The sequence below is a fragment of the Microbulbifer sp. ABE4_465 genome, from assembly GCF_056160765.1.
In genome coordinates this window covers 180,133-204,694 of record NZ_JBSWXV010000002.1, presented here as the reverse complement: position 1 = coordinate 204,694, position 24,562 = coordinate 180,133, and the positions used below count along the sequence as shown (strand labels likewise).

Below are 24,562 nucleotides of genomic sequence, written 5' to 3'. Positions count from 1 at the left end.
TGAAAATTGGCAGCCAGTAAAACTGAAGGGTTGTTCAGCCTACACCTAAAATGTGATCACAATTAAAAAGGCGCAGTGTAACAGGGTTAAATGGCTTCGAAGGTCCCGGTTTCCAGGTTCTTGCGCGCACCGGGGATGGGGAACACCCGGTTGTGGAAGGCGATATAGAAGCCGGGCTGCATCAGGCGCGCGGTGAGCAGTGCCTCGGTGACATTCTGGCGGGCATCGGAATCGATAAAGCCCATGGGGCGCATGGCGCCGGTGAACACTACCGGGACGGACGGCGTACCCATCTTTTCAAAGCAGTATTCGGCGGTGATCGACATGGTGTCGGTACCGTGCAGGATAACGATGGGGTCGCCCTGCTGCGCGGTGCTGGCGATGGCAGCGCAGATCTGGTCGCGGTCGCTGTTGTCCATCTCCAGGGAGTCCTTGTTGAGGATGCTCTCCAGCTCCAGATGGGTATAGGGCAGGCGCAGGCTGCTGATCAGCCCCTCGCGAATGATGGACGCTCGGTTCTTGAGGGTGCCCTCGGATTCGCAATAGCTCTTTTCAATGGTGCCACCGGTGGTGAGAATACGGATGGTGGTCTTGTGGTTGAGATCTGTCATCGTTTTTCCCGCTGAATGAGTACAAATGTGCGCATATTAGTGGGCACGGGAGAACGAGACAATTGTAGCGTTAGGGACAGTCACCCGCAGCCGCACGCTGCGGGCTTACAACAGGAAAGCTGGCGGCTCAGACTTCTTCGATACGGTAGGAGTGCACAATCTCCACCCCGGCCTTGCCCAGCATGATGGACGCGGAGCAGTACTTCTCTGCCGACAGCTCCACCGCGCGCGCCACCTGGGACTCCTTGATATTGCGCCCGCGCACCACAAACTCCATCTCGATCTTCTCAAACGGCGCCGGTACCGCATCCGGGCGGTGGCCCTTCAGTTCCACATGACAGCTGGCCACGTCCTGACGGGTCTTCTGCAGGATACCCACCACGTCGTAGGAGGCGCAGCCACCCACACCCAGCAGGATCATCTCCATGGGGCGAATGCCATTGTTCTTCTGGCCTCCTTCCATCACCACGGAATTGCCACTGCCCGTCTCGCCGATAAAGGTGACACCATTCACCCAGGTCACCTGCCCCTGCATTACGCCCGCCATGGAACTCTCTCCTTCATATTGAATGGGGGCCGGGAGCTTATCACAAGAGTCGCGGGAATCCTCAGCACGCTGTGGTGCCTCGGGCACCGTAACAGCTCGTACCAGCGGCAGGCGCTACAGAGTGAGCCTTTACTAACGGTGGTTGTCACCGGTGCCGACAACCGCTATAAACAACACCCTGTCCCCACGTCGGACAAAAAGTGGCCCAGATCACATTGCTGAGCATTGACCTGTGATGCCCCCTGTTGGCATCGGGGTTTTAGCGGGATAATCATCCACTTACCCGGGATCAGGCACAAAAATTTCAAGAAAAGGAGTAGATCCGTGACGGTCGCTACCGAAGACACTCTGACTACTGGCAACATCGAAGACTTTCTCGCCCACTGCCATCGCCGCCGCTACCCGGCCAAGAGCACCATCATTTACGCTGGCGACCGCTGTGAGTCCCTCTACTTCATCATGCGCGGCTCCGTAACCGTACTGATCGAAGACGACGAGGGCCGCGAGATGATCGTGGCCTACCTGAACGACGGCGACTTCTTCGGCGAAATGGGCCTGTTTGACCAGGACACCCGCAGTGCCTGGGTGCGCACCAAGACCGAATGTGAAGTCGCGGAAATCTCCTACACCAAGTTCCAGGAACTGACCCGTCAGCATCCGGAATTCCTGTTCAACCTGGCCACCCAGATGGCCGTCCGCCTGCGCAACACTACCCGCAAGGTGGGTGACCTGGCATTCCTGGACGTGACCGGCCGCGTGGCCCGCACCCTGCTGGACCTGTGTAACGAGCCGGATGCGATGACCCACCCGGAAGGTATGCAGATCAAGATTACCCGCCAGGAAATCGGTCGCATTGTCGGCTGCTCCCGCGAGATGGTGGGCCGGGTACTGAAGACTCTGGAAGAGCAGGGCCTGGTGTCCGTAAAAGGAAAAACCATGGTGGTCTACGGGACACGCTAGTTCCTCTTACACAAGAATCCAACGAAGAAGCCGGGCAAGCCCCGGCTTTTTTGTGCCTGTTTGGCGCCAGCCCCACGCAAAATACAAGACGACCGTCTAGCATTTTATTCTGCACAAGCACCATAATGATGCGCTATTCGCACATTAAGTGCCCGCAAGAACCAGTTTGACGCACACGCGCAAAATTAAACTCTGCAAATTGCCGCTTTTTAGCAAAATATTCTCCCCTGCACTGGTACGTTGGTTGCAGCCAATTCAACACACAAACAAGAAAAAGTCTTAGGGAGATCTTATGAGGGACACCAACAACTACCTCACGCTAAAAAAATCCCACCTGGCGCTGGCCATCTCTTGCGCGGCAATGCCCCTGCCGCAGATTGCCGCCGCGCAGGAAACGGATAGCAAGAGCAAACCGGTTTTTGAAGAAGTCGTGGTCACCGGTTCGCGGCGGGAAGAAAACGTGATGGATATTCCCATCAACATTTCTGCCGTGGGTGGGGAGAAAATCGACGAGCTGCGCCTCGACAGCATCGCCAAGATCGCCTACTACACTCCGGGCCTGACCGTGGTGGATCGCGGCCCCCGCGATGAGTCACCCGATGTGCTGGTGCGCGGACTGAACACCGGTGGCCTGGGCCCGGGCTTCAGCAGCAGCACCGTGGCCACCTACCTCGGCGATATCCCGCTGCAGGTTGACCTGAAGCCAATTGACCTGGAGCGGGTAGAAGTCCTGATTGGCCCCCAGGGTACCCTTTACGGACAGGGCACAATGGGCGGCGCCATTCGCTATATTCCCGCCAAAGCCGACCCCTCGGGTTTCTCCGCCAAGCTCCGCAGTAGCGCAAGCAGCACGAGCGAAAGCTCCGGACTCGGTCAGGAGTACGGCGCAACCCTGAACTTCGCCATCACCGACACCCTCGCCGTGCGCGTGAATGCCGACAGTATTCAGGATCCGGGGTTTATTGATTACAACTATGTTGTGCGCGAATCTGGCGTATCCAATCCGGACCCTGACTTCAACGATCCCGATGATGTCGCCGCGAACCTGCGCAAAGTCAAAGACGCAAATGGCGAAGACACCAAATCCGGCCGTATCAATGTGCGCTGGCTCGCCACCGACTGGCTGGAAGCCAACCTTTGGCACTACTACCAGGATACTAAGGCAGAGGGTCGCCAGCTGGCCAACCAGCTCTCCTTCGGCACCGGTCCCTACGAATCCGGCATGCGCTATGAGGAGCCCAATCACTACACCAACAAGCTCACCAGTATCGAGCTGATCGGTGATCTCGGCTTTGCCCAGGCCACCATGGTTTACGGCCAATCCGAGTATGAAGAGCTGGGCCAGCGCGACCAGACCGACCTCTTGCTCGACCTGGACTACGGCTACGATTCCTTTCCGTCGTTCTCGGCCTACACGCGCGAGGAAGTAAAAGACAAAGCCGATACCTTTGAACTGCGCATGTCCTCACAGCATGAAGGTCCGTTCAAATGGGTCGCCGGTTACTTCCAGAACAAATATGTTTCCGATGCGATCAGTGAAGAATATACCCCCTTCTTCGACCAGTTCGCTGTGGATAACTGGGGCGCCGAGCAGCTTCGTCCAGACAGTCTAGAGTACATTCAGCTTACCGATATCGACGAAAAAGAATCTGCCTTTTACGGTGAACTGACCTATAGCCTGACCGACACACTCGCGGTCACCGGCGGTTACCGTCGCTACAATTTTGAAACCGACATTACCGGCGGCTTCGGACTCCCTCTGTACGATACCGTATTCCTCGGGGCTCCTCAGGACGCCATCAACATTGACCTCGGTACCAATCAGGGGGAAGACGAGGGAGACCTGTTCAAGTTCAACCTCGCCTGGGATGCGACCGATTCCGGCATGGTGTATTTCACATACTCCCAGGGCTACCGCAACGGCGGTGTCAACTCCGTACCGGAATGTACCCCGGAGCAAATCGCCAGCGATAATCAGCAACTGTGCGCACTGCCGGAAGAAGTACTGATTGACCCCGACAAAATCGACAACTACGAAATCGGCTACAAAGGCCTGGTCGGCGAGCGCCTGAATATCAGCACCGCGCTGTACTACATCGACTGGACCGACCTGCAGGTTGCCACCACCACCCAAAATGGATCTCTCCCCATTACCGGCAACGGCAGCGCCGCCGTCAGCCAGGGGTTTGAGCTCCAGGGAAGCTGGCTGATCAGTGACAGTCTGGATCTGGCCTTCACCTACGCGTATACCGATGCCGAGCTCACCGAGGATGCCCCCGGCCTGGTCGGCCCCTACGATGTCTATGCGGGCGCTCGCCTGCCGGGACACGCCGAGCACCAGGGCTCTCTCAACCTGAACTACTCAACCACGGTAATGGGCAACTATGACCTAGCCCTGAACTACGGGCTCGTGTTCGCCAGCGATGTGTACAACATGGTTGGTGGCCCGGAAGACCCGCTGTATATGGTCGAGGAAGATGGCAGCATTACTGCGGGTGACCGCGGTGGCGAAGCCATTCCGGGTTATGCGGTACACCACCTGTCTGCCACCCTGTCACTGGACAAGTGGACGGTGCAGGCGTTCGCGGACAACCTGTGGGACAAATACTACATCACCGGAACCCGCACCAGCCGCCGCAACCTGCAGGACGAAAACAACGGTCCGGGTATCGAGTGGGGCAACGGCTTCACCCAGCGTTCCTACGGCCAGTACGTCGGTACTCCGCGTACCATTGGTGCCCGCTTCACCTACAGCTTCTGACACCTGTAGGCTTTCTATCAAGCCGGTCTGGGATACACTGTCCCGGCCGGCTTTTTTATTTGTTGATCCTTATTTTATTGCCATCTATGCAGACTCCCTCCATTGCGCAATTGCACAGTGCTGCAGAGCAGGCCCTCAACCGGGGCGACATGCGCGCACTCCACCACTACTGCCGCCAGATTTTGCAGGGTGACCCGGCGCACAGCGATGCCTGGTTTCTCGCCAGTATCGCAGCGGCAGCGGCGGGCCAGCTATACAAGGCAGTCGAGATGGTCGAACGGGCGCTGGCAGGCTGCCCGGAGAATCCTGAATATCTCGCGCAAAAGGCGCGCTACTATGCGCAACTGAATGACTACGACCGGGCAATTCAGGCGGCAGACTTGGCACTTGCGGCAAACCCCGAGAGGCCGTTGATTCTCGATACACTGGGTGTGATATACGCGCGATTCGACGAACACCACAAGGCCATCAACCCCCTGCGCCGCGCCGTGTCACTGGCACCGGAAAATCCCCAATTTCAATTTAACCTCGCCTCCACCGAGCAGTTCCTCGGCAATATGGATGCAGCGCGCGCAGCCTATGAAAAAGCCATTGCGCTGCAGCCAGATTTTGCCCGCGCGCGCTGGGCGCTGTCGGAATTGGGGAAGAACAATGCGAGTGTAGAAAATACGGCCGAATTGAAAAAACGACTACAGCTGCCGCAACTGAGCACCGAGGACCGGCTCTATTTGAGCCACGCGCTGGCGCGTGATTGTGAGCGCAGCGGCGACTACGCACAGGCTTTCGAATACCTGGAGACAGCCAAGCATCGCTACCGGGAAAAGATCGGCTATTCCTTTGCGCAGGACGCGACACTGTTTGACGGGCTGAAATCCGCGTTCTCATCGGCAGCGCCGAATAGCGCAACAGGGCTCGGCAACCAATCTCTGTTTATCGTGGGCATGCCCCGCTCCGGCACCACACTGGTAGAGCGTATTCTCGCCAGCCACTCACAAATCGAATCGCTGGGTGAACTTCACGAGTTTCCACTGGCGATCAAGCGCCACTCAAACACCGGTTCCCCGCACACACTGGCTTTGGAAGTCATTGACGAAGCACTGAATGTGACCCCTGCAACTATCGGACAGGACTACGAAACCCGTTGCCGCGCACGGGGCAAAAGTGCCGCATACCTGATCGACAAACTGCCAATGAATTTTCTCTATCTCGGGTTTATTCTGCGCAGCCTGCCGAATGCGAAAATCGTGGTACTCGACCGGCACCCACTGGATGTATGCCTGAGCAATTTTCGCCAATTGTTTTCTTTCAACTTTCGCTACTACCACTACCACTACAGCCTGGAAGATACCGCGCGCTATATCTGTGCCTACCGGAACCTGATCGATCACTGGCAGACAATTTTCAGAGACAGGATCCACACGGTAAGTTATGAGCAGCTCACCGAGAACCCGCGGAGGGAAGCGCACGCATTAATGGACTATCTGGGGTTGCCCTGGGAGGAGGCCTGCCTGGAGTTCCACCAGTCCGATGCGGCGGTTTCCACGGCGAGCAGCGTACAGGTACGCCAGCCCATCTACCGCAGTGCGGTGGCACGCTGGCGAAAGTATGAAAAAGAATTGCAGCCGGCCATCGAAATCTTTGCGAAGACCGGGTTAATTTAACCCGGCCTCGGGCAATGCACTCTGTAGTGCCGGATCCCTGGTCGAGTCCGGGGTGACGTGTTAGTTGAACAGCTCCATCAGGCGACGGCCCGGTTCTTCCTCGCGCATAAAGGCTTCACCCACCAGGAAAGTATCCACATTGTGGCCGCGCATGGCCGCCACGTCGTCGGTAGTGTGGATACCGCTTTCGGTGACCACGATTCGGTCATCGGGAATCCGCTCCAGCAGGCCGAAGGTAGTTTCCAGCTGCACTTCAAAGTTGTGCAGGTTGCGGTTGTTGATACCGATCAGGCGATTGGGCAGTTTCAAGGCCCGCTCGAGCTCTGCGCGATCGTGCACCTCCACCAGCACATCCAGACCCAGCTCCAGCGCCAGATCGTTCAGGCCGGTGAGCTGTGCGTCGTCCAGGCAGGCGGCGATCAGCAGGATGCAGTCGGCACCGATAGCGCGGGCCTCGTACACCTGATACGGATCGACAATAAAGTCCTTGCGGATCACCGGCAGCCGCACCGCGTTGCGGGCCTGCTGCAGGTATTCATCGGCGCCCTGGAAAAAGTCCACATCGGTCAGTACCGACAGACAGGCGGCACCGCCCTTCTCGTAACTGGTGGCAATTTCTGCGGGAATAAAATCTTCGCGAATCACGCCCTTGCTCGGGGAGGCCTTTTTGATTTCAGCGATCACCGCCGCTTCGCCGGCGTTACGCTTGGCCTCGATGGCCTGTACAAATCCGCGGCAGGTTGGCTGCTTGAGCGCGCGCTGCTGCATCTCATCCTGACTCACCAGCTTCTTGCGCTCGGCCACTTCTTCCCATTTGCGCTCGACGATGGTCTTCAGAATCGTTGGAGTATTCATTACTTCACTCTTTGAATGCGCTGGTAAAGGCGGCCAGCTCGTTAATCTTCTCTCCGGCGAGGCCGCTGTAGATGGCGTCCTGCGCCATGCTCACCCCTTCCGCCCGGCTAGCTGCCACACCACTCACGTAGATGGCCATGCCGGCATTCATGGCAATGATATCAGCTGCCTTGTCCCCCGCGGCGGTTTCACGCTTGCCGAGGGCATCGCGGATCAGTGCCAGAGATTCTTCAGAACCATCCACGCACAATCCGTCCAGGTTCTGCCGCTCGATACCGAAATCTTCCGGGGCAATGGTGACTTTTTTCAGCTCACCGTTCTTCAGCTCCCATCCGCGCGTATCCGCTGCGAGACTCACCTCGTCCAGCCCGTCGTCGCTGTGCAGTACCAGCACATGCTCGGAACCGAGAGTCTGCAGCACTTCCGCCAGCATGCGGCAGTAGTGCGGGTCGAACACTCCGATCACCTGGCGCTTTACACCGGCGGGATTAGTCAATGGACCCAGTAAATTGAAAATGGTGCGCAGCCCCAGCGCCTTGCGCGGCCCAATGGCGTGGCGCATGGCGCTGTGATAGCTCGGTGCAAACATAAAGCCCACCCCCACGCCGTCGATACAGCGGGCGACCTGCTCGGGAGTCAAAGGTAGATAGATACCGGCTTTTTCCAGCAGATCTGCTGCGCCGGACGAGGAAGAAACGGAACGGTTGCCATGCTTGGCCACCCGCGCGCCGGCAGCGGCGGCAACAAAACTGGAAGCACTGGAAACATTAAACAGGTTGGCCCCATCACCGCCGGTACCGACGATATCCACCGCATTGGTCTGGTCGATCTCGACCTTGGTACACAGCTCGCGCATCACCTCCACCGCACCGGTGATTTCCTCCACGGATTCACCGGCCATACGCAAGGCCACCAGAAACGCGCCTATCTGCGCGTCTTCCGCTTCCCCGCGCATAATCTGGCCCATGGCCTCGCGCATTTCCCCGCGGGTGAGATGCTCACCCTCGACCAGTTTTCCGATGGCCTGTTGGATATTCATTATTCTTGCTCCCCGCTCCCTATGAACTTGCCCTGAAAGGCGATCAGCGCCCTGATTCTGCATGCGAAGGTACTGATGCCGGGATCCATCTGCGAGACCTTCTAAAACAGGGACGTTTTAGAAGAGCCCCCATGGATGGGTTCACGGCGTGTCTCGCAGATGGATACCGGCAGCAGTACCGCCACCGGCCCTTCTACAAAGCACCCTTCAGGACTCCAAAAAATTCCGCAACATATCGTGCCCATGCTGAGTCAAAATCGACTCGGGGTGGAACTGCACCCCTTCAATCGGCAATTCGCGATGGCGGATCCCCATAATCTCATCGATCTCACCATCTTCGGTCTCGGTCCAGGCAGTAACTTCCAGACAATCCGGCAGACTGCCCTTCTCCACCACCAGCGAATGGTAACGGGTCGCCTCGAACGGATTGGATAGCCCGTTAAATACACCGAGATTGTTGTGAATAATCGGCGAGGTCTTGCCGTGCATCACTTCACCCGCACGCACCACGCGACCACCAAATACCTGACCGATGCTTTGATGCCCCAAGCAGATACCGAGGATCGGCAGCTTGCCGGCATAGGTGCGGATGGTCTCCATGGAGATACCCGCTTCGTTCGGCGTGCAGGGGCCCGGGGAGATCACGATTTTTTCCGGGTTCAGTTTCTCGATATCCGCAACGGTAATTTCGTCGTTGCGTTTGACCACGACCTCCGCGCCCAACTCCGCCAGATACTGCACGATGTTGAAGGTGAAGGAGTCGTAGTTGTCGATCATCAGGATCATGATTCGCTTCCTTTCTCATCTCCCATGTCTCCCAGGCGCTTCTGCAAGCGGGCGAGGGATTCCTGGGTTGCGCGGAGTTCGCGCAGAATTTCGGTCTGACTCGGCGGCATCGCCAACTCGTCCAGGCGGCGCAGCTTGGCCTCTTCCAGGTTGTTCAGCACTACCCCGATAAACAGGTTGATCATCACAAACGCGCCCATCACTACAAAGCTCAGGAAATAGATCCAGCTGTAGGGCATGGACTCCATCGCGGTGTACATGATGTCGGTCCAGTCCTCAAAGGTGACAATGCGGAACAGACTCAACAGCGCGATGGGCAAGTTGCGCCAGTGGGTGGGGTCGATTTCGTGAAACAGGAAATAACCGGCCACCCCGTAAATGTAAAAAATAATGCCCATCAGCAGACTGATATGGAACATGCTCGGCAAGCTGCGCAGCAGCGTGTCCACCAGCAAACGCAGTTCCGGGAACGCCGATACCAGACGCAAAACTCGCAGCACCCGCACCAGGCGCGCCAGCGTAGCCATCGGGCCAGCCGCCGGGATCAGGCTCAGCACGATGATGGAGAAATCAAACACGTTCCAGCCATTGGCGAAGTAACGCCAGGGGCGGTTGCCGTGGGCGGCGATCTTGATCGCGGCCTCCACCATAAACGCCAGCAGGATCAGCTGGTTGATACCGTGCAACGCGCTGCTAAAACGCTCCAGCACCCAGGTGGAGGTTTCCAGCCCTACCACCACGGCGTTCACCGAGATCAGGGCGATAATCACCTGATTAAAGATCGGTGCTTCTACCAACCTGCGGCAGCTTTCTGCAAAGCCGCGTTTCTGTTCAACTAAAACTTCACTCATCGGTCTTACTGCTTCCAATGGATCAAGAAAAAAAGTTAAAAGGTATTCGCTATTGCCCGGTAGCGATGGCCACGGCGCGGAACAGTGCCCGCGCCTTGTTCATGGTCTCGTCCCACTCGGATTGCGGATCGGAATCCGCGACCAGGCCGGCTCCGGCCTGCACGTACACTTTTTCATCCTTGATCACCGCGGTGCGAATCGCGATGGCGGTATCCATATTGCCGTTCCACGCCAGGTAACCAACGGCACCGCCGTAGACACCGCGCTTTTCCGGCTCGAGTTCATCAATAATTTCCATGGCGCGGATCTTGGGCGCACCGGATAGGGTGCCTGCCGGGTGCGCCGCACGCAGGGCGTCGATGGCGTGCAGCTCCGGTTTAATCTTGCCGGTCACATTGGAGACGATGTGCATCACGTGGGAGTAGCGCTCCACCACCATTTTTTCGGTGACCTGCACGGTGCCGGTCTGCGCAACACGGCCCACGTCGTTGCGGCCGAGGTCGATCAGCATCAGGTGCTCGGCAATTTCTTTCGGGTCTGCCAGCAGGTCTTTCTCCAGCGCCAGATCCTGCTCCTCGGTGGCACCGCGGCGGCGGGTACCTGCGATCGGGCGCACGGTCATATCACCGTCTTCCAGATGCACCAGAATCTCCGGGCTGGAGCCCACCACCTGGTGGTCACCCAGGTCGAGGAAGTACATATATGGTGACGGATTCAGGCTGCGCAAGGCGCGGTAGAGATTCAGTGGTGGAACCGTGAATGGCGCGGACAGGCGCTGGGACGGCACTACCTGCATCACATCGCCGGCCAGGATGTAATCCTTGACCTTGTGTACGCCCTGTTTGAAGGTATCTTCGCCGAAATGGGAGGTAAAGGTGTCTTCTGCGGTATGTTCGCCGTCGATACCTAACGGTTCGACGCTGGCCAGCGGCTGGGAGAGCTGGCCCACCAGCTGGTCCAGGCGGCGCTGGGCGGACTCAAAGGCGTCTTCCTGTTCCGGGTCGGCGTGCACAATAAACAGCACCGCGCCGGCGAGGTTGTCGAACACCACCAGCTCGTCGCTCACCATCAGCAGGATATCCGGGTTACCCAGGGTATCCGGTGGACAGCTGTCGGCCAGTTTGGGCTCGATATAGCGCACGACATCATAGCCAAAGTAGCCGACGAGGCCGCCGTTGAAACGCGGCAGGCCTTCGATTTCCGGCACCTTGTAGCGGCCGCGAAACTCTTCGACGAAGGCGAGCGGGTCTTCGACGGTGTTCTGCTCGACGATTTTGCCATCGCGCTCGACTACTACATCGTGACCGGTCACTTTCAATACGGTGCGTGCGGGCAGGCCGATGATGGAGTAGCGCCCCCACTTTTCCCCGCCCTGTACCGATTCCAGCAGGTAGCTGTAGCGGCCGCCATCGCGGGCGGCGAGCTTCATGTAGGTGGTCAGCGGGGTTTCAATATCGGCCAGTACGCGGCGGACAAGAGGTATACGGTTAAATCCTTTAGACGCAAGTTGGGCGTATTCGCTGGGGGTCATGGCGACTCCGGTCTGTGCAATGCTTCGTATTTTTTGTTCGGGCCTGGATTGCGCATCTTTGGTGGAATCCTACCCGCGGGAAAGGCGCCCGTCGGACCGGTATCTCGGTCTTCAGGCTCTATGGGTCAGTGGCGCCATCGCCAGCTGTTGATGTGGGGGGCAGTGCAGTTCAATGTCAGAATCTCGCAGCGTCGAGTTGCTTCCCTGTATTCCGGCGAGCAAGTGTACAAATCTCTGGTAGAGGCGGCAAGCTCGGGATTTTCTTGGCCCTGTGCAGTCCTTTGAGGTCCTTTATAACCTCTTGTGGCGCCGGAGCACCGGGTAAAGGTTTTTGAAACCGCTGTGGACCCATCCCTGGGCGCTGCGGCGCAAACATCCTGTTTGCGACGCTTTCAAAAACCTTTACCCGGTACTCCAGCTTCGCATGGCACTTAATAACGCTGAAATACGATGCTAAGGCTGGGTGCCGGGTGGAGCTTTTCGGGATCGTCGGCAACAGGGATGTTGCCGACGAAGCGTACAGGGACGTATTCACAGCGGTCCCGAAAAGCTCCGCCCGGTGCCCGGCCGCCACGGTGCCCACTACGAAGCCACCATGGCTACGAAGCTCAAACCTGCGCCAACTCTGAGCGCATCACTTTGATCACTTCAGCATAGTCATCCGCATTGAAGATGGCGGAGCCGGCGACGAAGCTGTCGGCGCCGGCCCGGGCGATTTCGCGGATGTTGTCTTTGGTTACGCCGCCGTCGATCTCGAGGCGGATGTCGAGGCCGGAATCGTCGATGAGTTTGCGGGCTTCCTTGAGTTTGTCGAGGGTGGCGGGGATGAATTTCTGACCGCCGAAGCCGGGATTTACGGACATGAGCAGGATCATGTCGAGCTTGTCCATGACGTATTTGGCGGCGTCGAGGCTGGAAGCCGGATTGAACACCAGGCCTGCTTTGCAGCCGAGGGATTGGATGAGCTGCAGGGAGCGGTCGACGTGTTTGCTGGCTTCCGGGTGGAAGGTGATGTAGGTGGCGCCGGCGTCGGCGAACATGCGGATCATGTCGTCGACGGGTTCGACCATGAGGTGGACGTCGATTGGGGCGGTTACGCCGTGGTTGCGCAGGGCTTTGCAGACCATGGGGCCGATGGTGAGGTTGGGGACGTAGTGGTTGTCCATTACGTCGAAGTGCACCCAGTCGGCGCCGGCGGCGAGGACGTTGTCGACTTCTTCACCCAGGCGGGCGAAGTTGGCGGAGAGGATGGAGGGTGCAATTTTGTAGTCTGGCATTTTCTCGTCTCGGTGCTTTCGTCGTGGCCCCTTTGATTCAGGCCTTGTGGCGGCCGGGCACCGGGTGGGGCTTTTCAGGACCGCTGTGAATACGTCCCTGTACGCTTCGTCGGCAACATCCCTGTTGCCGACGATCCTGAAAAGCCCCACCCGGTGCCCGGCCTTCGATTTGTGCTTTTGTACTTCGTGAGCGGGTGGGTTAACTCGCTCTTAGTCTTTCTTCCAGCTTGTTCAGGCGCTCCGGGGTGCCGACATCGCACCAGTCGCCCTCATAAACTTCCGCCTGCATTTTGTCTTCGTTATACGCGAACACTTCTCCCAGACCGTAACATTCCCGGGCTTTGGGATAACCGGTGAGAACTTCCGGGCGCAGAAAGCTGATACCGGCGAAGGTGAATCTGGGTTTGGTGGTGCCGGAAAGCAGGCCTTCTTCAATCCCAAAGTCGCCCTCTGGATTGTGCGGCGGGTTGGGCACCATGAGTAGGCGGCCGGGGCAGTTTTCCGGCAGCGGGTTGTCCACCCACTGGGCGAAATCGAAATCGCACCAGACGTCGCCATTGACCACCAGAAAAGGCGCGTCACCCAACAGCGGCAGGGCTTTGCTGATGCCGCCGGCGGTTTCCAGGGGTTGGCTTTCTTCCGAGTATTGAATGGTTGCGCCGAAGCGCTCGCCATTGCCGAGGTGTTCGCGGATTTGCTCGCCGAGATGGGCGAGATTGATGACCAGGTTGGTGACACCGGCCCGGGTAAGGCGCTCAATGGCGTATTCGATCAGGGGTTTGCCCAGCACCGGGATCAGTGGCTTTGGCGTGTGATCGGTGAGCGGGCGCATGCGCTTGCCAAATCCGGCGGCGAGGAGCATGGCGGTGGGCGCCTTGGTGGTTTGAACTGTCATCTCTTGGCTTTTTTCGGGCGTTGATCAGTAAATTTCGGTTTCTGAGTTCCGGCGATCACCAGCGGTGCGGTAGTCGCGGTACCAGTCCTGCAGTTCGATCAGGGGCAATAATTCGGCCCGGAACCACTGGGCAAAGGGCTGTGTCTCTTCGTATTTATCGCACACTTCCAGGGTGTAGCGTATGACAAGGGGAAGATCCGGCAGGTAGCCGTGTTTGCCATCGCGCAGATACAGACGCGGGAAAAGCCCCAGAACTTTGAAGTGGCGCTGCAGACCGATCCAGTCGAACCAGCGCAGGAAGGTCTTGCCGTCGACTTCGGGAATCACGCCGGCGTCCATGGCGGTGGAGGCGTAAGCGAGCGCCCAGTTTTCCACCTGTTCCCGCGGCCAGCGGATATAACAGTCGCGCAGCAGTGATGCGAGGTCGTAGGTGACCGGACCCCAGACGGCATCCTGAAAGTCGACCACCCCGGGGCGTTCGCCATCACGGATCATCAGGTTGCGGCTGTGGTAGTCCCGGTGCACCAGTACCTGGGGCTGGCTACTGGCGCTGTCGAGCAAGTGCGCGAAGGTGCGCTCCAGCAACTGGTTTTCCTCCTCGCTCAGCGCCCGCTGCAACAGTTTTCCCACCAGCCACTCGGGCAGCAGGCGCATTTCCATATGCAGCAGTTCGCGGTTGTAGGGCGGGAACAGTCCTTCCTGACGACTGATCTGCTGCAGGCACAGGAGTTCGCTCATGACTTCCGCGTAGAGACCGGAGACGCTGTCGTCATCCAGTTCTCTGAGCAGCTGGGTATCGCCGAGATCTTCCAGCAGCATATAACCATGCTCGATATCCGCGGAGATCACCATTGGCGTGTGAATGCCATTGCGGCGCAGGTAATCGGCCAGGGCGACAAAGCGGCTGACGTTGGTTTTGCTTGGCGGGGAGTCCACCGCGATCAGGCTGGGACTGGTATCGGTGCGGAAATAGCGGCGAAAACCCGCATCCCCGGACAGAGGCAGCAAATCGAGGCTGGCATCCAGTGGTGGCAATTGCAGCGGTTCGTGGCCTGCCTGCAGGGCGCGGGCGGCCCACTGGCGCAGCTGCTCTTTGCGCTCATCGGGGACCTGGGTTACACACTCGTTCATCCACCACCTGTCATTATCGAAACGTTCATTTACGGCCTGTGGCGACCGATTGGCGAAAAATACGCGGCCACTCTTCTTTGTCGCCTGTTTTTGCTGCCTAAAAGCTGAGCATTGTAGCGGCACCGGAGGTGCGGATCACCCGCTAATCTGGCCCTGCCACCGCACGGGCGGTTTCCATGGTTACGGCCATTCAAGTAGAATCGACCGCTGATTTTTGCGCGCCGGTGCCGTCTTTACCGGAAGCGCGCTTTTCGGCGCCACGCGCGCGGTCTCGCCCAAGGCCAAACCAGGGCCACACTCTATGGCCAGAATACAAGACAGACTCTAAAGATAGCTGGAACCAATCACTCGATGCTGGAAGCTTCCCGCTGGCGCCGTCTTGCGCTGGCCATTGGACAATTGTCACGCCCCCGCTCCCTCGCTTTCGGCCTGCTCGCCGCCCACTCTCTGTGGCCGCTCACCGCTACGGCCGAAACGGAATCCGCGCCCGAGCCCGAGGAAAACCCCTACCTGTACCTGGACTGGTTCCCGAAAAGCCAGCTGGACCCCACCCTGCGCAGTCAGGTGTCGCCGATCTGTGGCGGCATGTTTGTGGAGCCGCTGCGGGCGTACCCCAACGCGGACCAGCTGCCGGAGGACTCGCCCCTGCGCGCCACCGCCGACAGTTCCGACTGGCTGGAAAACGGTACCGCCCAATTGCGCGGCAATGTGCACATTACTCAGGGTTACCGCCAGCTCTTTGCCGACCAGGTAGACGTCAACCGCGAGGAAAATACCGCCTACCTGAGCGGCGCCATCGAAATGCGTGAGCCGGGCATGCTGGTGCGTGGCAAGGCCGCCGAGGTGCACACTGACAGCAAGGCTGCCTCCATCGAGGACGCCACCTACGTGGTCCATGAGGATGCCGCCCACGGCTCCGCCCGCTTTGCGTCCCGCGAGGCCAGCGGGGAGCTGATTCTGACGGAAGGCAACTACACGCGCTGTGAACCGGACGACGTTTTCTGGCGCATGTCCGGCGGCGAAATCGCCATCGACAATGTGGAACGCCAGGGCACCGCGCGCAATGTGCGCCTGGAAATCGCCGATGTACCGGTGTTCTATTTCCCTTATCTGCGCTTCCCGGTAGGAGATGAGCGCCTGTCGGGCTTCCTGTTTCCGAGCCTCAGCAACAGCGACGAAAACGGCTGGGACATCGCGGTGCCCTACTACTGGAATATCGCACCGCAACTCGATGCCACCATCGCCCCGCGCTATGTGCAGTACCGGGGTACCGGCCTGGAAATAGAGGGCCGCCACCTGAGCCCGGTATTCAGCACCGAAGTGCGCCTCGCCGGGCTGCCCAACGACAAGGGCGGCAATGACGAAGACGCCCGTCGCCTGATTGACGAGGGCTTTCCGGAAGATCTGGTACTGCCGGCAAAAGGCGAAGACCGCTGGTATGCAAACCTGAACCAGGTCGGCGGTACCGGGGGCCTGTGGCGTACCAAAGTCAATTACACCAGGGTCAGTGACCCGGACTATTTCCGCGATCTGGACAATGCGGAAATCAAGGTACCGCAGAACGTCAACGCCCGCGCCATGACCAGCCTGAGCCAGACCGCGCAAGCCAGCCTCAGCACCGAGCACTGGTTTGCCAGCCTCCGCGCCCAGGAGTACCAGCAGCTGGTGAAGGACCGCTTTGACACCTACAGCCAGCTGCCGCGACTCAACGTAAACGGCAACTACAAGTGGGATGACTGGCAGCTGCTGCTGGACCACGAGATCACCGCTTTCGATCACCAGGATACGCAGACGATCCAGTTTATTGCGGATGTGAACGATCCGGACAGCGTCACGACTCGTACCCGCGACTTCGTCAATGCCACCCGCGCCTACGCCAACTACAGCTTTGGCTGGGACAAACAGTGGCTGTGGGGCTTTTTCAATCCGCAGATCAACGGCATTTACCTGGGCTACGAACTGGCGGAGACCTTTCTCGCCGACCCGGATATGAACACGCCGGAGGCTTCCGCCGCACAGATCTCCATCGACAGCGGTCTGTTTTTTGAACGCTACGGCAACCTGTTCCAGCAGGAGTATGTACAGACCCTGGAGCCGCGCCTGTTCCTGATGGCCAGCACCGACGCGGATCAGACCGATTTTCTCGATGTCAGCACCAGCCCCAGTGACGGCGGCAACGACCTGCTGTACGACACCTCGCTGTTCACTTTTAGTTACGATCAGCTGTTCCGCGACAGCCGCTTCAACGGCCACGACCGCATCGACGACGCCGACCGCGCTTCGTTTGGCCTCACAACCCGGTTTATCGACCCGCGCAGCGGCCGCGACCTGTTCGCCGCCAGTGCCGGGCAGATCTTCTATTCCGAAGCCAGCCGAATCGAGCTGCGCGACTTTATCGAAGATGTGCCGCGCTCGGAATTTGCCGCGCGACTGGAAAGCCGCCCCAGCGACGCCCTGCGCATCAGCAGCGAGGTGATCTATCACGACACCGACCACACCATAAACCGCGGTAACGTCACCCTGCGCTACCTGGACGACAATTTCCGCCTGATCAACGCCAGTTACCGCTACCTGCGCAAGGAAGAGGTGTACGACAGCACCGACACCTATCTGATCCAGGGGCCGGTCAAGCAGATAGACCTCTCCGCCGCGTGGCCGGTGAATGACCGGCTTTCACTCCTGGCCCGGGCCAACTACGATTTGACCTTTGAAAGGGAACTGGAGTACCTGGCGGGGATCGAATACGACACCTGCTGCTACCGCACACGGGTGCTGTGGCGCCGTGAACTGGACAATGACCTGGCCGACGTCGTCCCGCCGGAGGAGCTGGAATTCGACGAAGGCGTCTATATTGAACTGCAGTTGAAGGGCCTGGCTGGTATTGGCGGCTCGGTCACACGCATACTTACCCAGGGCATTGCCAACTTTGAACAACGAGAAGTACTGAAACAGTGATGACAATAATGCAGATGTTCACCTCTCTTCGCCGCGGTCTTTTGACCCTGGCCGCCGCCAGCGCCATTGCGCTTCCCGCCTGGGCCCAGGTACAACAGCTGGATCGCGTGGTGGCCGTGGTGGACGACGACGTGGTGATGGCCAGTGAGCTGCATCAGCGCATGCAAACCATCAGCCAGCAGATTGCCGCACAGAACGTGCAGGCACCGCCAGTGGATGTACTGCGGCGCCAGGTACTGGAACAGCTGATTATCGAGCGTCTGCAGTTGCAAATGGGCGCCCGCGCCGGCGTCACCATCGCCGAGGAAGAGCTGGACCAGGCCATCGCCCGGGTACAGCAGAACATGAATATGTCCCCGGCCGAATTCCAGCAAAAACTGGAAGCGGACGGTATCTCCAACAACGCCTTCCGCCAGCAGATTCGCCAGGAGCTGATCATCCGCCGGGTGGAGCAGGGCAGTGTCAGTCGCCGCATCCAGATTACCGACCAGGACATCAACAACTTCCTGCGCTCCAAAGAGGGCGAGTTCTGGAAGTCACCCCAGTACCTGCTGGGCCATATCCTGATCCCTGTCAGCTCCAGCGCCCCCGCGGAGGAAGTCACTGCAGCCCGCGCCAAGGCGGACTCGGTGTATGACAAGTCCATGGGTGGCGAAGACTTCCGCGCCCTGGCGATTTCAAGTTCCGCCGGCCAGAACGCCCTGCAGGGCGGAGATCTGGGCTGGCGCAAAACCGTGGAACTGCCCACCCTGTTCGCCGATGCCCTGGACGGGGTGAACGTGGGCGAGACCACCAAGCCGTTCCGCAGTGACGCCGGCTTCCACCTGCTGAAAATTCACGAGCAGCGCGGCGCCACCGAACAGGTGGTCGAGCAGACCAAGGTGCGCCATATCCTGGTAAAGACCTCCGCGATCCGCGACGACGACGCCGCCTACAAGCTGCTCACCGAGTTGCGTGAAAAAATCCAGGCCGGCGAGCTGAAATTTGAAGACGCCGCCAAAGACAATTCGGAAGATATTGGCACCATGCTGCAGGGCGGCGACCTGGGCTGGTCCAACCCCGGCCAGTTTGTACCGGAATTCACCCAGGCCATGGACAACACCCCGGTGGGCGAGATCACCATGCCGTTCCGCAGCCAGTTTGGCTGGCATATTCTGCAGGTGGAAGGCCGCCGTCAGCAGGACATGACGGACCAGTACATCCGCAACCAGGCCGCCAACCTGCTGCGCAACCGCCGCTACGAGGAAGAGCTGCAGAACTGGCGCCAGGAAATCCGCGACCAGGCCTATGTGGAAATCAAGCTGCCCGACGCCAAGGAACCCGCGGATGAGTCCTCTGCCGGCGACACCAGCGAGGGCGACAGCCAGTAACGGAATGACCCCACGCATTGCCTTCACCCCCGGCGAACCCGCCGGGATTGGCCCGGAGCTGGCAGTAAAACTCGCCTGCTCCGAGCGCCCCACCCCAATTTCCCACGCCCAGATTGTTGCCATCGCCGACCCGGACCTGCTGCAGCAGGAAGCCGCGCGCCAGGACAAGAGCCTGCAACTGATTCCCTGGGATTCGAATCGCCCGGCAGAGCCAACCCCCGCCAACTGCCTGCATATTCAGACGGTCTCACTGGCGGCTAGCGCAACCCCCGGCCAACTCAACCCCGCCAACGGTACCTATGTGCTGGAAACCCTGCGCATCGCCGCCGAGGGCTGCAAAGACCGCCGCTTTGATGCGGTGGTTACCGGCCCGGTGCACAAGGGCGTGATCAACGAGGCGGGCGTGCCCTTTAGTGGACACACCGAATTTTTTGCCGACAACGCCGGCGTGGAAAAGGTGGTGATGATGCTCGCCGCCGACGACCTGCGCGTGGCACTCGCCACCACCCATCTGCCATTGAAGGATGTCAGTGCGGCAATCCGCGGCGAATCCCTGCAACAGGTGCTCACCATTCTGCACCGCAGCCTGCGCGACCAGTTCCGCATCGAAAGCCCGCGTATCGGTGTGTGTGGCCTCAACCCTCACGCCGGCGAAGGCGGGCACCTGGGGCGCGAGGAAATCGATACCATCGAGCCGGCGCTCGATACCCTGCGCGCCCTCGGACTGAACCTGATCGGCCCTCTACCCGCGGACACCCTGTTCACCCCACCACAACTGGCCCGCTGTGACGCCGTATTGGCCATGTACCACGACCAGGGCCTGCCGGTGTTAAAATTCAAGGGATTCGGGCGCGCGATCAACATCACCCTCGGGCTGCCGTATATCCGCACCTCGGTAGATCACGGCACCGCGCTCAACATTGCAGGCAAAGGCATTGCCGATACCGGCAGTCTCCTCGCAGCCATGCACCAGGCCATCGAACTGGTCCAGCTCCGCAATATTTAACCGGGCCAAATTTAACTGTGCGTCCCGCGCGCAAACCTCATTCAAACGAACACATTCATGGACAATTTTTTCCAACACAAGGCGCGCAAGCGTTTCGGCCAGAACTTTCTTGTCGACGAGAACATCATCGAGCGCATCGTGCGCGCCATCGGCCCCAAGGACACCGACAAGCTGGTAGAGATCGGCCCCGGCCAGGGCGCCATCACCGCGCTACTGCTGGACAAGTGCCCGTCACTGACCGCGGTCGAACTGGACCGGGACCTGATCCCGATGCTGGAATTCAAATTCCGCGGCTACCCGGATTTCACCATCATCGAGAAAGACGCGCTGAAATTTGATTTCGGCAGCATGGTGAAGGACGGTGAGCAGCTGCGCATTGTGGGCAACCTGCCCTACAACATCTCCACACCGCTGCTGTTCCATCTACTGAGCTTTCGCGGCAAGGTGCAGGACATGCACTTTATGCTGCAGAAAGAAGTGGTGGACCGTCTGAGCGCAGTACCAGGGGTCAAAGCCTTTGGCCGCCTGAGTGTGATGACCCAGTACTACTGCCGCGTGCAGGGCCTATTCCCGGTGCCGCCGCAATCCTTCCGCCCGGCGCCGAAAGTCGATTCCGCCATCGTGCGCCTGGTACCGCACCAGACTCTGCCGCACCCGGCGGAAGACGAAGCCCTGCTGGAGCGCATCGTCAGCGTCGCCTTCCAGCAGCGCCGCAAAACCCTGCGCAATGCGCTGAAGCCCCTGTTCCCGGATCTGGATCCCGAACAGCTGCCGGTAGACACCAGTCGTCGCCCGGAAACCCTCAGCGTGAAAGAGTACGTAGAGCTGGCAAATTTCTGCAGCAAGCTCATGCCATCGCAAGATCAAGCGCAGTAAACGGGGAACGTTTTGGCCACCTATGCAATCGGCGATATCCAGGGCTGCCTGGAACCATTGGAAAGACTGCTGAAAAAAGTCCGCTTCAATCCGGACAAGGACAAACTGTGGCTGGCCGGCGATATGGTCCACCGCGGCCCCGACAGCCTCGGCACCCTGCGCTTTCTTTACCAACACCGCAGCCAGATCACCGCGGTGCTCGGCAACCATGACCTGCACCTGCTGGCCATTGCCCACGGCGCCAAGCGACTGACCGATAAAGAACACGATCTCGCCGAAGTATTGCGAGCCAAAGACGCCGACCAACTTCTGGAGTGGCTGCAAAAGCAGCCGCTTATGGTGCACAAAAAGGTCAAGGGCAAGTACTTCTCCATGGTTCATGCGGGCATTCCGCCCATATGGAGCATGAGCAAAGCCCTGGAGCTGGCAGGTGAAGTACATCAGGCACTGCAGGATCCCGCCATGGCCGAGGCTTATTTCTTCGGTATGTACGGCAACGAACCGCACAAGTGGAGTGACCATCTGATTGGTGTAGAGCGACTGCGCTCCATCACCAACTACTTCACCCGTATGCGCTTCTGCAAGGAAGACGGCACCCTCGACCTGATTACCAAGCAGGGTCCGCTGGCGGCGCACCACGATTACCAACCCTGGTTCAGCTATAAAAACCGCAAGACCAAAGATGACCGGATTATTTTCGGTCACTGGGCGGCGCTGGAGGGGGAAGCGAATACCAAAAATGTGTATGCGCTGGATACCGGTTGCGTGTGGGGCGGCTATCTCACCGCGATGAAGCTGGAAGATGAATCGTTTTATTGCGCAGACTGCACGCTCTAAACTGGCTCCACAAAAATTGTGCAGTCACATTTTGCTAAACCCGGGGGCGGCTTCCCGCGACGCGGGATCTAGCATACCCGACGCGCCCCGCCCCTCAATCGTTTCCGTGGCGCGAGGCGCTACCGGTACCCATTGCAACTTCTGCTGCTCACGTATTTGCATCGCCGTGGCAAAAAGCTCCGCAGCAGTAAGGTTTCCCGACAACACGTACAGCGTGTCAGAGAAATTCCAGTGCACCCGGCCCCGCCTTTCTTCGCCCACATTGAATCCATCCCCGCTCGCTCCACTCCTGCCCGGCAGGACGCCGTCGGACAAACGCTCAGGTATGCGCTCATTGAGCGTGGCTTGCGACGAGGACGGCAGCGAAAAACCTTCCAGCGTCAGCAGGACGCCGCCCCCACCCTGAAAATTCAGGCGAAAGTATTCGCCAGCCGGGTGCGGACTTTTGGGAAGCAGATGCTCGCCTGGCGGCACCTGCTCACCGTTCCCACCATTGAAATCGGTACCGCTGGTTTCCTGGGACGGCGTCTCGCCGGTAATTTGTTGCGGTGTCACTTCCAGGTCTGGCACATTCATTTCCGGGGTAACCGCTGCGACGCGAACCAGAGCAGCGCCCGCCTGTTCATCGACGATGGGATCAGCCTGTAAAGAGTGCGTGTCATCAGCTGTTGCGGTAAAACTTTGGGTCGCGTCGGCAGTATTTTGCTCAAGGCTGAGCGCCCACAATCCCAGAACCAGTAGTCCGCCCGCCGCCACACCACTCAGCCAGGGCAAGCGGGAACTGGCTCTCTTCTCGCGCATGGCGTTATGACGCGCTGCCGCGATCACTTCATCGCCGCTTGCCGCATGTATTTGATCCAGCAGCTCGCTCTCAATACACCAGGTGTCGAATATCTTTTGCGCCGCCTGTGGATTAAGCCGCACATACTGAGCCACCTGTCGCGCGCGACGCGGCGGCAGTGCGCCGTCGGCAAAAGCAGAGATTTCCTCCTCAGAAATACTGTTCGACCGGTAGTCTTTGTTGTTCTGCGACATAACCAAATCTCCACACTTTCGATGCAGCCTACTGCAACACTACTTTACCCGCTGTAACACGGTTCCGCCTGCGGTGACCCGCGCGCAAGATGCAGGTTTTTTTCCGTTTGAAACGCTTTCTGCGCAAGCATTGCGGACAAACTCTCGGGCCCGGGAGACCCGGCTGCGCAGAGTGCCGGCATTCACACCGAGAATATCTGCAGCCTCCCTATAACTGGGGTTTTCCAATACCATCAACAGTAATGCGGAACGCTGCTCATCCGGCAACTGTTGTATCGCAGACATAGCATCTCGACACTGCAATGCAGCCTCATGACCAGATGGTATTGCCACATCCACTCCTGCATTTTCCATCAGAGACTCTTTGCGCACCCGCGCCGAGCTGCGATGATTCAGATAAATCCGATACAGCATCCGGAACAGCCACGGCTTCAGTGTACTGGCCGGACGCCACAGGTGTCGCTTGCGCAGCGCGCGCTCCATGCAGTCTTGCACCAGGTCATCCGCCTGAGATCTCTCGCCGCAAAGCGCTATGGCGTAACGCGTCAATCCGGGGATATGCTCACACACCTTCTGCTCGAACTTCATAGGCTGTTTTTCTCCGCTAGTCGCGGCCGCGTACTCTCCACCTTACCGATACATGAACACCGTTAAGATGATACGAATTATTTCTACGGGCCTTTACTAGTGAACAAGCCAACATCGGGTTTAGTTCCAAAGTAATGCCGCGGATCCCCGCGATCGAGAATTCGTTCACGTTTCCAGAATTTACTGGCAACGGCGGAGTCTTTTCAGGTGTTCTATTTCCCGAGCGGCCAGCACAGGAGTACTTCACTGGGAAGACTCCAAAATGAGAAGTACGACTCGTTGCTGGTCAATTTGTAACAGCGCTCTATTCATCAAAGAGGAAACTCGCAACATGAAAATGCAAACTCCGGAAAAGAATCGCCTCATCGCCAATCTGTCCATCGCGACTGCCGGCACACTTCTCGCTCTCGGCCTGAGTTCGGGCGCTGCCTGGGCTGACCAGGATACGCAACAGCAGACCGACAACAGCCCCGCCTATTCGGCAAGCCCGCAAATGCCGGCGCAATCAATGACAGCGGAACACCTTCCGGACGAGAAACTGGAAGCCTTTGCCAAAGCGCAGGAAAACGTGGACGAAACCCGTATGGAAATGACCACAAAACTTCAAAACACCCAGGATCCTCAGGAGGCAATGGCGTTGCGGGAACAGGCCAACCAGGAAATGCTGGCAGCAGTGGAAAGTGCGGGACTTACCCGTGAGGAATACAACAGCATTGCCCGGGCAGTAGCGATGGATCCAGAAGTTGCAAAGAAAATTGATGGCTACCGATAAACATAAATACCATCGCCCCTCAATCTGAGGCAGATTACGCGCTCGTCCGTGTGGCGAGCGCAAGCGCAACTCCTACCCCACAAGCCTTGAACCAAGCCTATTCGCGGCCGGCCCCGGCCGCTTTTTTCCGTGGACGACCCGCGCACCTCTCCCCGGTGGCGGGTACTCCCCCCATCACCCCTGGTTACTTCTTCCTCCGCCCCCTGCGGGTGGGATGC

General features: G+C 58.8%; 21 protein-coding genes. 9 read left to right on the top strand and 12 right to left on the bottom strand.

The features are described from left to right. Nucleotides 1–86 precede the first annotated feature (86 nt). Together ACXAG1_RS04515 and ACXAG1_RS04510 are read right to left on the bottom strand one after the other, a co-directional pair. On the bottom strand, nt 87–611 hold the full coding sequence (locus ACXAG1_RS04515; RefSeq protein WP_475091665.1) for an asparaginase: 525 nt from the start codon (nt 609–611) through the stop codon (nt 87–89). Between the two features lie 127 nt (nt 612–738). Next, entirely contained in the window at nt 739–1,146 is a 408-nt protein-coding gene (locus tag ACXAG1_RS04510; RefSeq protein WP_475119339.1) for an OsmC family protein, read from the bottom strand. Between the two features lie 336 nt (nt 1,147–1,482). Here ACXAG1_RS04510 and crp point away from each other — a divergent pair, with 336 nt between their 5' ends. From crp to ACXAG1_RS04495, 3 genes are all read left to right on the top strand, one after another. Then, nucleotides 1,483–2,118 (top strand): cAMP-activated global transcriptional regulator CRP, encoded by a 636-nt coding sequence (crp, locus tag ACXAG1_RS04505; RefSeq protein WP_475091664.1) that lies wholly within the window; start codon nt 1,483–1,485, stop codon nt 2,116–2,118. Nucleotides 2,119–2,410: 292 nt separating this feature from the next. Then, nucleotides 2,411–4,879: a TonB-dependent receptor gene (locus tag ACXAG1_RS04500; protein ID WP_475119051.1), complete on the top strand. Its 2,469-nt coding sequence runs from the start codon at nt 2,411–2,413 to the stop codon at nt 4,877–4,879. 86 nt (nt 4,880–4,965) lie between these two features. Continuing rightward, entirely contained in the window at nt 4,966–6,540 is a 1,575-nt protein-coding gene (locus ACXAG1_RS04495; protein ID WP_475119050.1) for a tetratricopeptide repeat-containing sulfotransferase family protein, read from the top strand. Between the two features lie 60 nt (nt 6,541–6,600). Here ACXAG1_RS04495 and trpC read toward each other — a convergent pair whose 3' ends face one another. The 8 genes from trpC to ACXAG1_RS04455 form a co-directional block, all read right to left on the bottom strand. Continuing rightward, complete coding sequence (gene trpC / locus ACXAG1_RS04490; protein WP_475091661.1) at nt 6,601–7,395, bottom strand: indole-3-glycerol phosphate synthase TrpC; 795 nt, start codon at nt 7,393–7,395, stop codon at nt 6,601–6,603. Nucleotides 7,396–7,399: 4 nt separating this feature from the next. Then, on the bottom strand, nt 7,400–8,434 hold the full coding sequence (gene trpD, locus ACXAG1_RS04485) for an anthranilate phosphoribosyltransferase (RefSeq protein WP_475119049.1): 1,035 nt from the start codon (nt 8,432–8,434) through the stop codon (nt 7,400–7,402). 207 nt (nt 8,435–8,641) lie between these two features. Continuing rightward, entirely contained in the window at nt 8,642–9,220 is a 579-nt protein-coding gene (locus ACXAG1_RS04480) for an anthranilate synthase component II (protein WP_475119048.1), read from the bottom strand. Then, nucleotides 9,217–10,071 carry an ion transporter gene (locus tag ACXAG1_RS04475; RefSeq protein WP_475119047.1) on the bottom strand — a complete coding sequence of 285 codons (855 nt, stop codon included), beginning with the start codon at nt 10,069–10,071 and terminating at the stop codon, nt 9,217–9,219. Before ACXAG1_RS04475 ends, ACXAG1_RS04480 begins: the two co-directional genes overlap by 4 nt. Nucleotides 10,072–10,120: 49 nt before the next feature. Then, nucleotides 10,121–11,602 (bottom strand): anthranilate synthase component I, encoded by a 1,482-nt coding sequence (gene trpE, locus ACXAG1_RS04470; RefSeq protein WP_475119046.1) that lies wholly within the window; start codon nt 11,600–11,602, stop codon nt 10,121–10,123. Nucleotides 11,603–12,210: 608 nt separating this feature from the next. Further along, nucleotides 12,211–12,879 (bottom strand): ribulose-phosphate 3-epimerase, encoded by a 669-nt coding sequence (gene rpe, locus ACXAG1_RS04465; protein ID WP_475119045.1) that lies wholly within the window; start codon nt 12,877–12,879, stop codon nt 12,211–12,213. Nucleotides 12,880–13,078: 199 nt separating this feature from the next. Further along, nucleotides 13,079–13,774, bottom strand: coding sequence for an N-acetylmuramate alpha-1-phosphate uridylyltransferase MurU (murU, locus tag ACXAG1_RS04460; protein WP_475091655.1), 696 nt, complete (start codon nt 13,772–13,774; stop codon nt 13,079–13,081). Between the two features lie 24 nt (nt 13,775–13,798). After that, on the bottom strand, nt 13,799–14,905 hold the full coding sequence (locus tag ACXAG1_RS04455; RefSeq protein WP_475091654.1) for an aminoglycoside phosphotransferase family protein: 1,107 nt from the start codon (nt 14,903–14,905) through the stop codon (nt 13,799–13,801). A 351-nt stretch (nt 14,906–15,256) separates the two neighbouring features. Here ACXAG1_RS04455 and lptD point away from each other — a divergent pair, with 351 nt between their 5' ends. Genes lptD through ACXAG1_RS04430 form a run of 5 tightly spaced genes read left to right on the top strand, consistent with a single transcriptional unit; the run spans nt 15,257 to nt 21,949 of the window. Then, nucleotides 15,257–17,860 (top strand): LPS assembly protein LptD, encoded by a 2,604-nt coding sequence (gene lptD, locus ACXAG1_RS04450; RefSeq protein WP_475119044.1) that lies wholly within the window; start codon nt 15,257–15,259, stop codon nt 17,858–17,860. Further along, nucleotides 17,860–19,230, top strand: coding sequence for a peptidylprolyl isomerase (locus tag ACXAG1_RS04445; protein ID WP_475119043.1), 1,371 nt, complete (start codon nt 17,860–17,862; stop codon nt 19,228–19,230). Before lptD ends, ACXAG1_RS04445 begins: the two co-directional genes overlap by 1 nt. 4 nt (nt 19,231–19,234) lie before the next feature. After that, entirely contained in the window at nt 19,235–20,236 is a 1,002-nt protein-coding gene (gene pdxA, locus ACXAG1_RS04440) for a 4-hydroxythreonine-4-phosphate dehydrogenase PdxA (RefSeq protein WP_475119042.1), read from the top strand. Between the two features lie 57 nt (nt 20,237–20,293). Then, complete coding sequence (gene rsmA, locus ACXAG1_RS04435) at nt 20,294–21,112, top strand: 16S rRNA (adenine(1518)-N(6)/adenine(1519)-N(6))-dimethyltransferase RsmA (protein WP_475091650.1); 819 nt, start codon at nt 20,294–20,296, stop codon at nt 21,110–21,112. 12 nt (nt 21,113–21,124) lie between these two features. Then, nucleotides 21,125–21,949 carry a symmetrical bis(5'-nucleosyl)-tetraphosphatase gene (locus ACXAG1_RS04430; RefSeq protein ID WP_475091649.1) on the top strand — a complete coding sequence of 275 codons (825 nt, stop codon included), beginning with the start codon at nt 21,125–21,127 and terminating at the stop codon, nt 21,947–21,949. Nucleotides 21,950–21,973: 24 nt separating this feature from the next. On the opposite strand, the gene ACXAG1_RS04425 is transcribed toward ACXAG1_RS04430, so the two are convergent. Together ACXAG1_RS04425 and ACXAG1_RS04420 are read right to left on the bottom strand one after the other, a co-directional pair. Further along, nucleotides 21,974–22,984, bottom strand: a complete 1,011-nt coding sequence (locus ACXAG1_RS04425) for an anti-sigma factor family protein (protein ID WP_475091648.1) — start codon at nt 22,982–22,984, stop codon at nt 21,974–21,976. A gap of 39 nt (nt 22,985–23,023) precedes the next feature. Continuing rightward, the gene (locus ACXAG1_RS04420; RefSeq protein WP_475119041.1) at nt 23,024–23,572 is read right to left on the bottom strand and encodes an RNA polymerase sigma factor; all 549 of its coding nucleotides are present in this window, start codon (nt 23,570–23,572) and stop codon (nt 23,024–23,026) included. 331 nt (nt 23,573–23,903) lie between these two features. Between ACXAG1_RS04420 and ACXAG1_RS04415 the strand changes: the two genes are divergently transcribed. Next, on the top strand, nt 23,904–24,344 hold the full coding sequence (locus tag ACXAG1_RS04415) for a DUF4168 domain-containing protein (RefSeq protein WP_475091646.1): 441 nt from the start codon (nt 23,904–23,906) through the stop codon (nt 24,342–24,344). The last annotated feature ends 218 nt before the right edge of the window (nt 24,345–24,562 follow it).

What these genes read in the sequence shown, in the direction of transcription:
- ACXAG1_RS04515 (WP_475091665.1), bottom strand. Translation starts at nt 611, where the DNA reads ATGACAGATCTCAACCACAAGACCACCATCCGTATTCTCACCACCGGT.
- ACXAG1_RS04510 (WP_475119339.1), bottom strand. Translation starts at nt 1,146, where the DNA reads ATGCAGGGGCAGGTGACCTGGGTGAATGGTGTCACCTTTATCGGCGAG.
- ACXAG1_RS04500 (WP_475119051.1), top strand. Translation starts at nt 2,411, where the DNA reads ATGAGGGACACCAACAACTACCTCACGCTAAAAAAATCCCACCTGGCG.
- ACXAG1_RS04495 (WP_475119050.1), top strand. Translation starts at nt 4,966, where the DNA reads ATGCAGACTCCCTCCATTGCGCAATTGCACAGTGCTGCAGAGCAGGCC.
- trpC (WP_475091661.1), bottom strand. Translation starts at nt 7,395, where the DNA reads ATGAATACTCCAACGATTCTGAAGACCATCGTCGAGCGCAAATGGGAA.
- trpD (WP_475119049.1), bottom strand. Translation starts at nt 8,434, where the DNA reads ATGAATATCCAACAGGCCATCGGAAAACTGGTCGAGGGTGAGCATCTC.
- ACXAG1_RS04480 (WP_475119048.1), bottom strand. Translation starts at nt 9,220, where the DNA reads ATGATCCTGATGATCGACAACTACGACTCCTTCACCTTCAACATCGTG.
- ACXAG1_RS04475 (WP_475119047.1), bottom strand. Translation starts at nt 10,071, where the DNA reads ATGAGTGAAGTTTTAGTTGAACAGAAACGCGGCTTTGCAGAAAGCTGC.
- trpE (WP_475119046.1), bottom strand. Translation starts at nt 11,602, where the DNA reads ATGACCCCCAGCGAATACGCCCAACTTGCGTCTAAAGGATTTAACCGT.
- rpe (WP_475119045.1), bottom strand. Translation starts at nt 12,879, where the DNA reads ATGCCAGACTACAAAATTGCACCCTCCATCCTCTCCGCCAACTTCGCC.
- murU (WP_475091655.1), bottom strand. Translation starts at nt 13,774, where the DNA reads ATGACAGTTCAAACCACCAAGGCGCCCACCGCCATGCTCCTCGCCGCC.
- ACXAG1_RS04455 (WP_475091654.1), bottom strand. Translation starts at nt 14,905, where the DNA reads ATGAACGAGTGTGTAACCCAGGTCCCCGATGAGCGCAAAGAGCAGCTG.
- lptD (WP_475119044.1), top strand. Translation starts at nt 15,257, where the DNA reads ATGCTGGAAGCTTCCCGCTGGCGCCGTCTTGCGCTGGCCATTGGACAA.
- ACXAG1_RS04445 (WP_475119043.1), top strand. Translation starts at nt 17,860, where the DNA reads ATGACAATAATGCAGATGTTCACCTCTCTTCGCCGCGGTCTTTTGACC.
- pdxA (WP_475119042.1), top strand. Translation starts at nt 19,235, where the DNA reads ATGACCCCACGCATTGCCTTCACCCCCGGCGAACCCGCCGGGATTGGC.
- rsmA (WP_475091650.1), top strand. Translation starts at nt 20,294, where the DNA reads ATGGACAATTTTTTCCAACACAAGGCGCGCAAGCGTTTCGGCCAGAAC.
- ACXAG1_RS04425 (WP_475091648.1), bottom strand. Translation starts at nt 22,984, where the DNA reads ATGTCGCAGAACAACAAAGACTACCGGTCGAACAGTATTTCTGAGGAG.
- ACXAG1_RS04420 (WP_475119041.1), bottom strand. Translation starts at nt 23,572, where the DNA reads ATGAAGTTCGAGCAGAAGGTGTGTGAGCATATCCCCGGATTGACGCGT.
- ACXAG1_RS04415 (WP_475091646.1), top strand. Translation starts at nt 23,904, where the DNA reads ATGAAAATGCAAACTCCGGAAAAGAATCGCCTCATCGCCAATCTGTCC.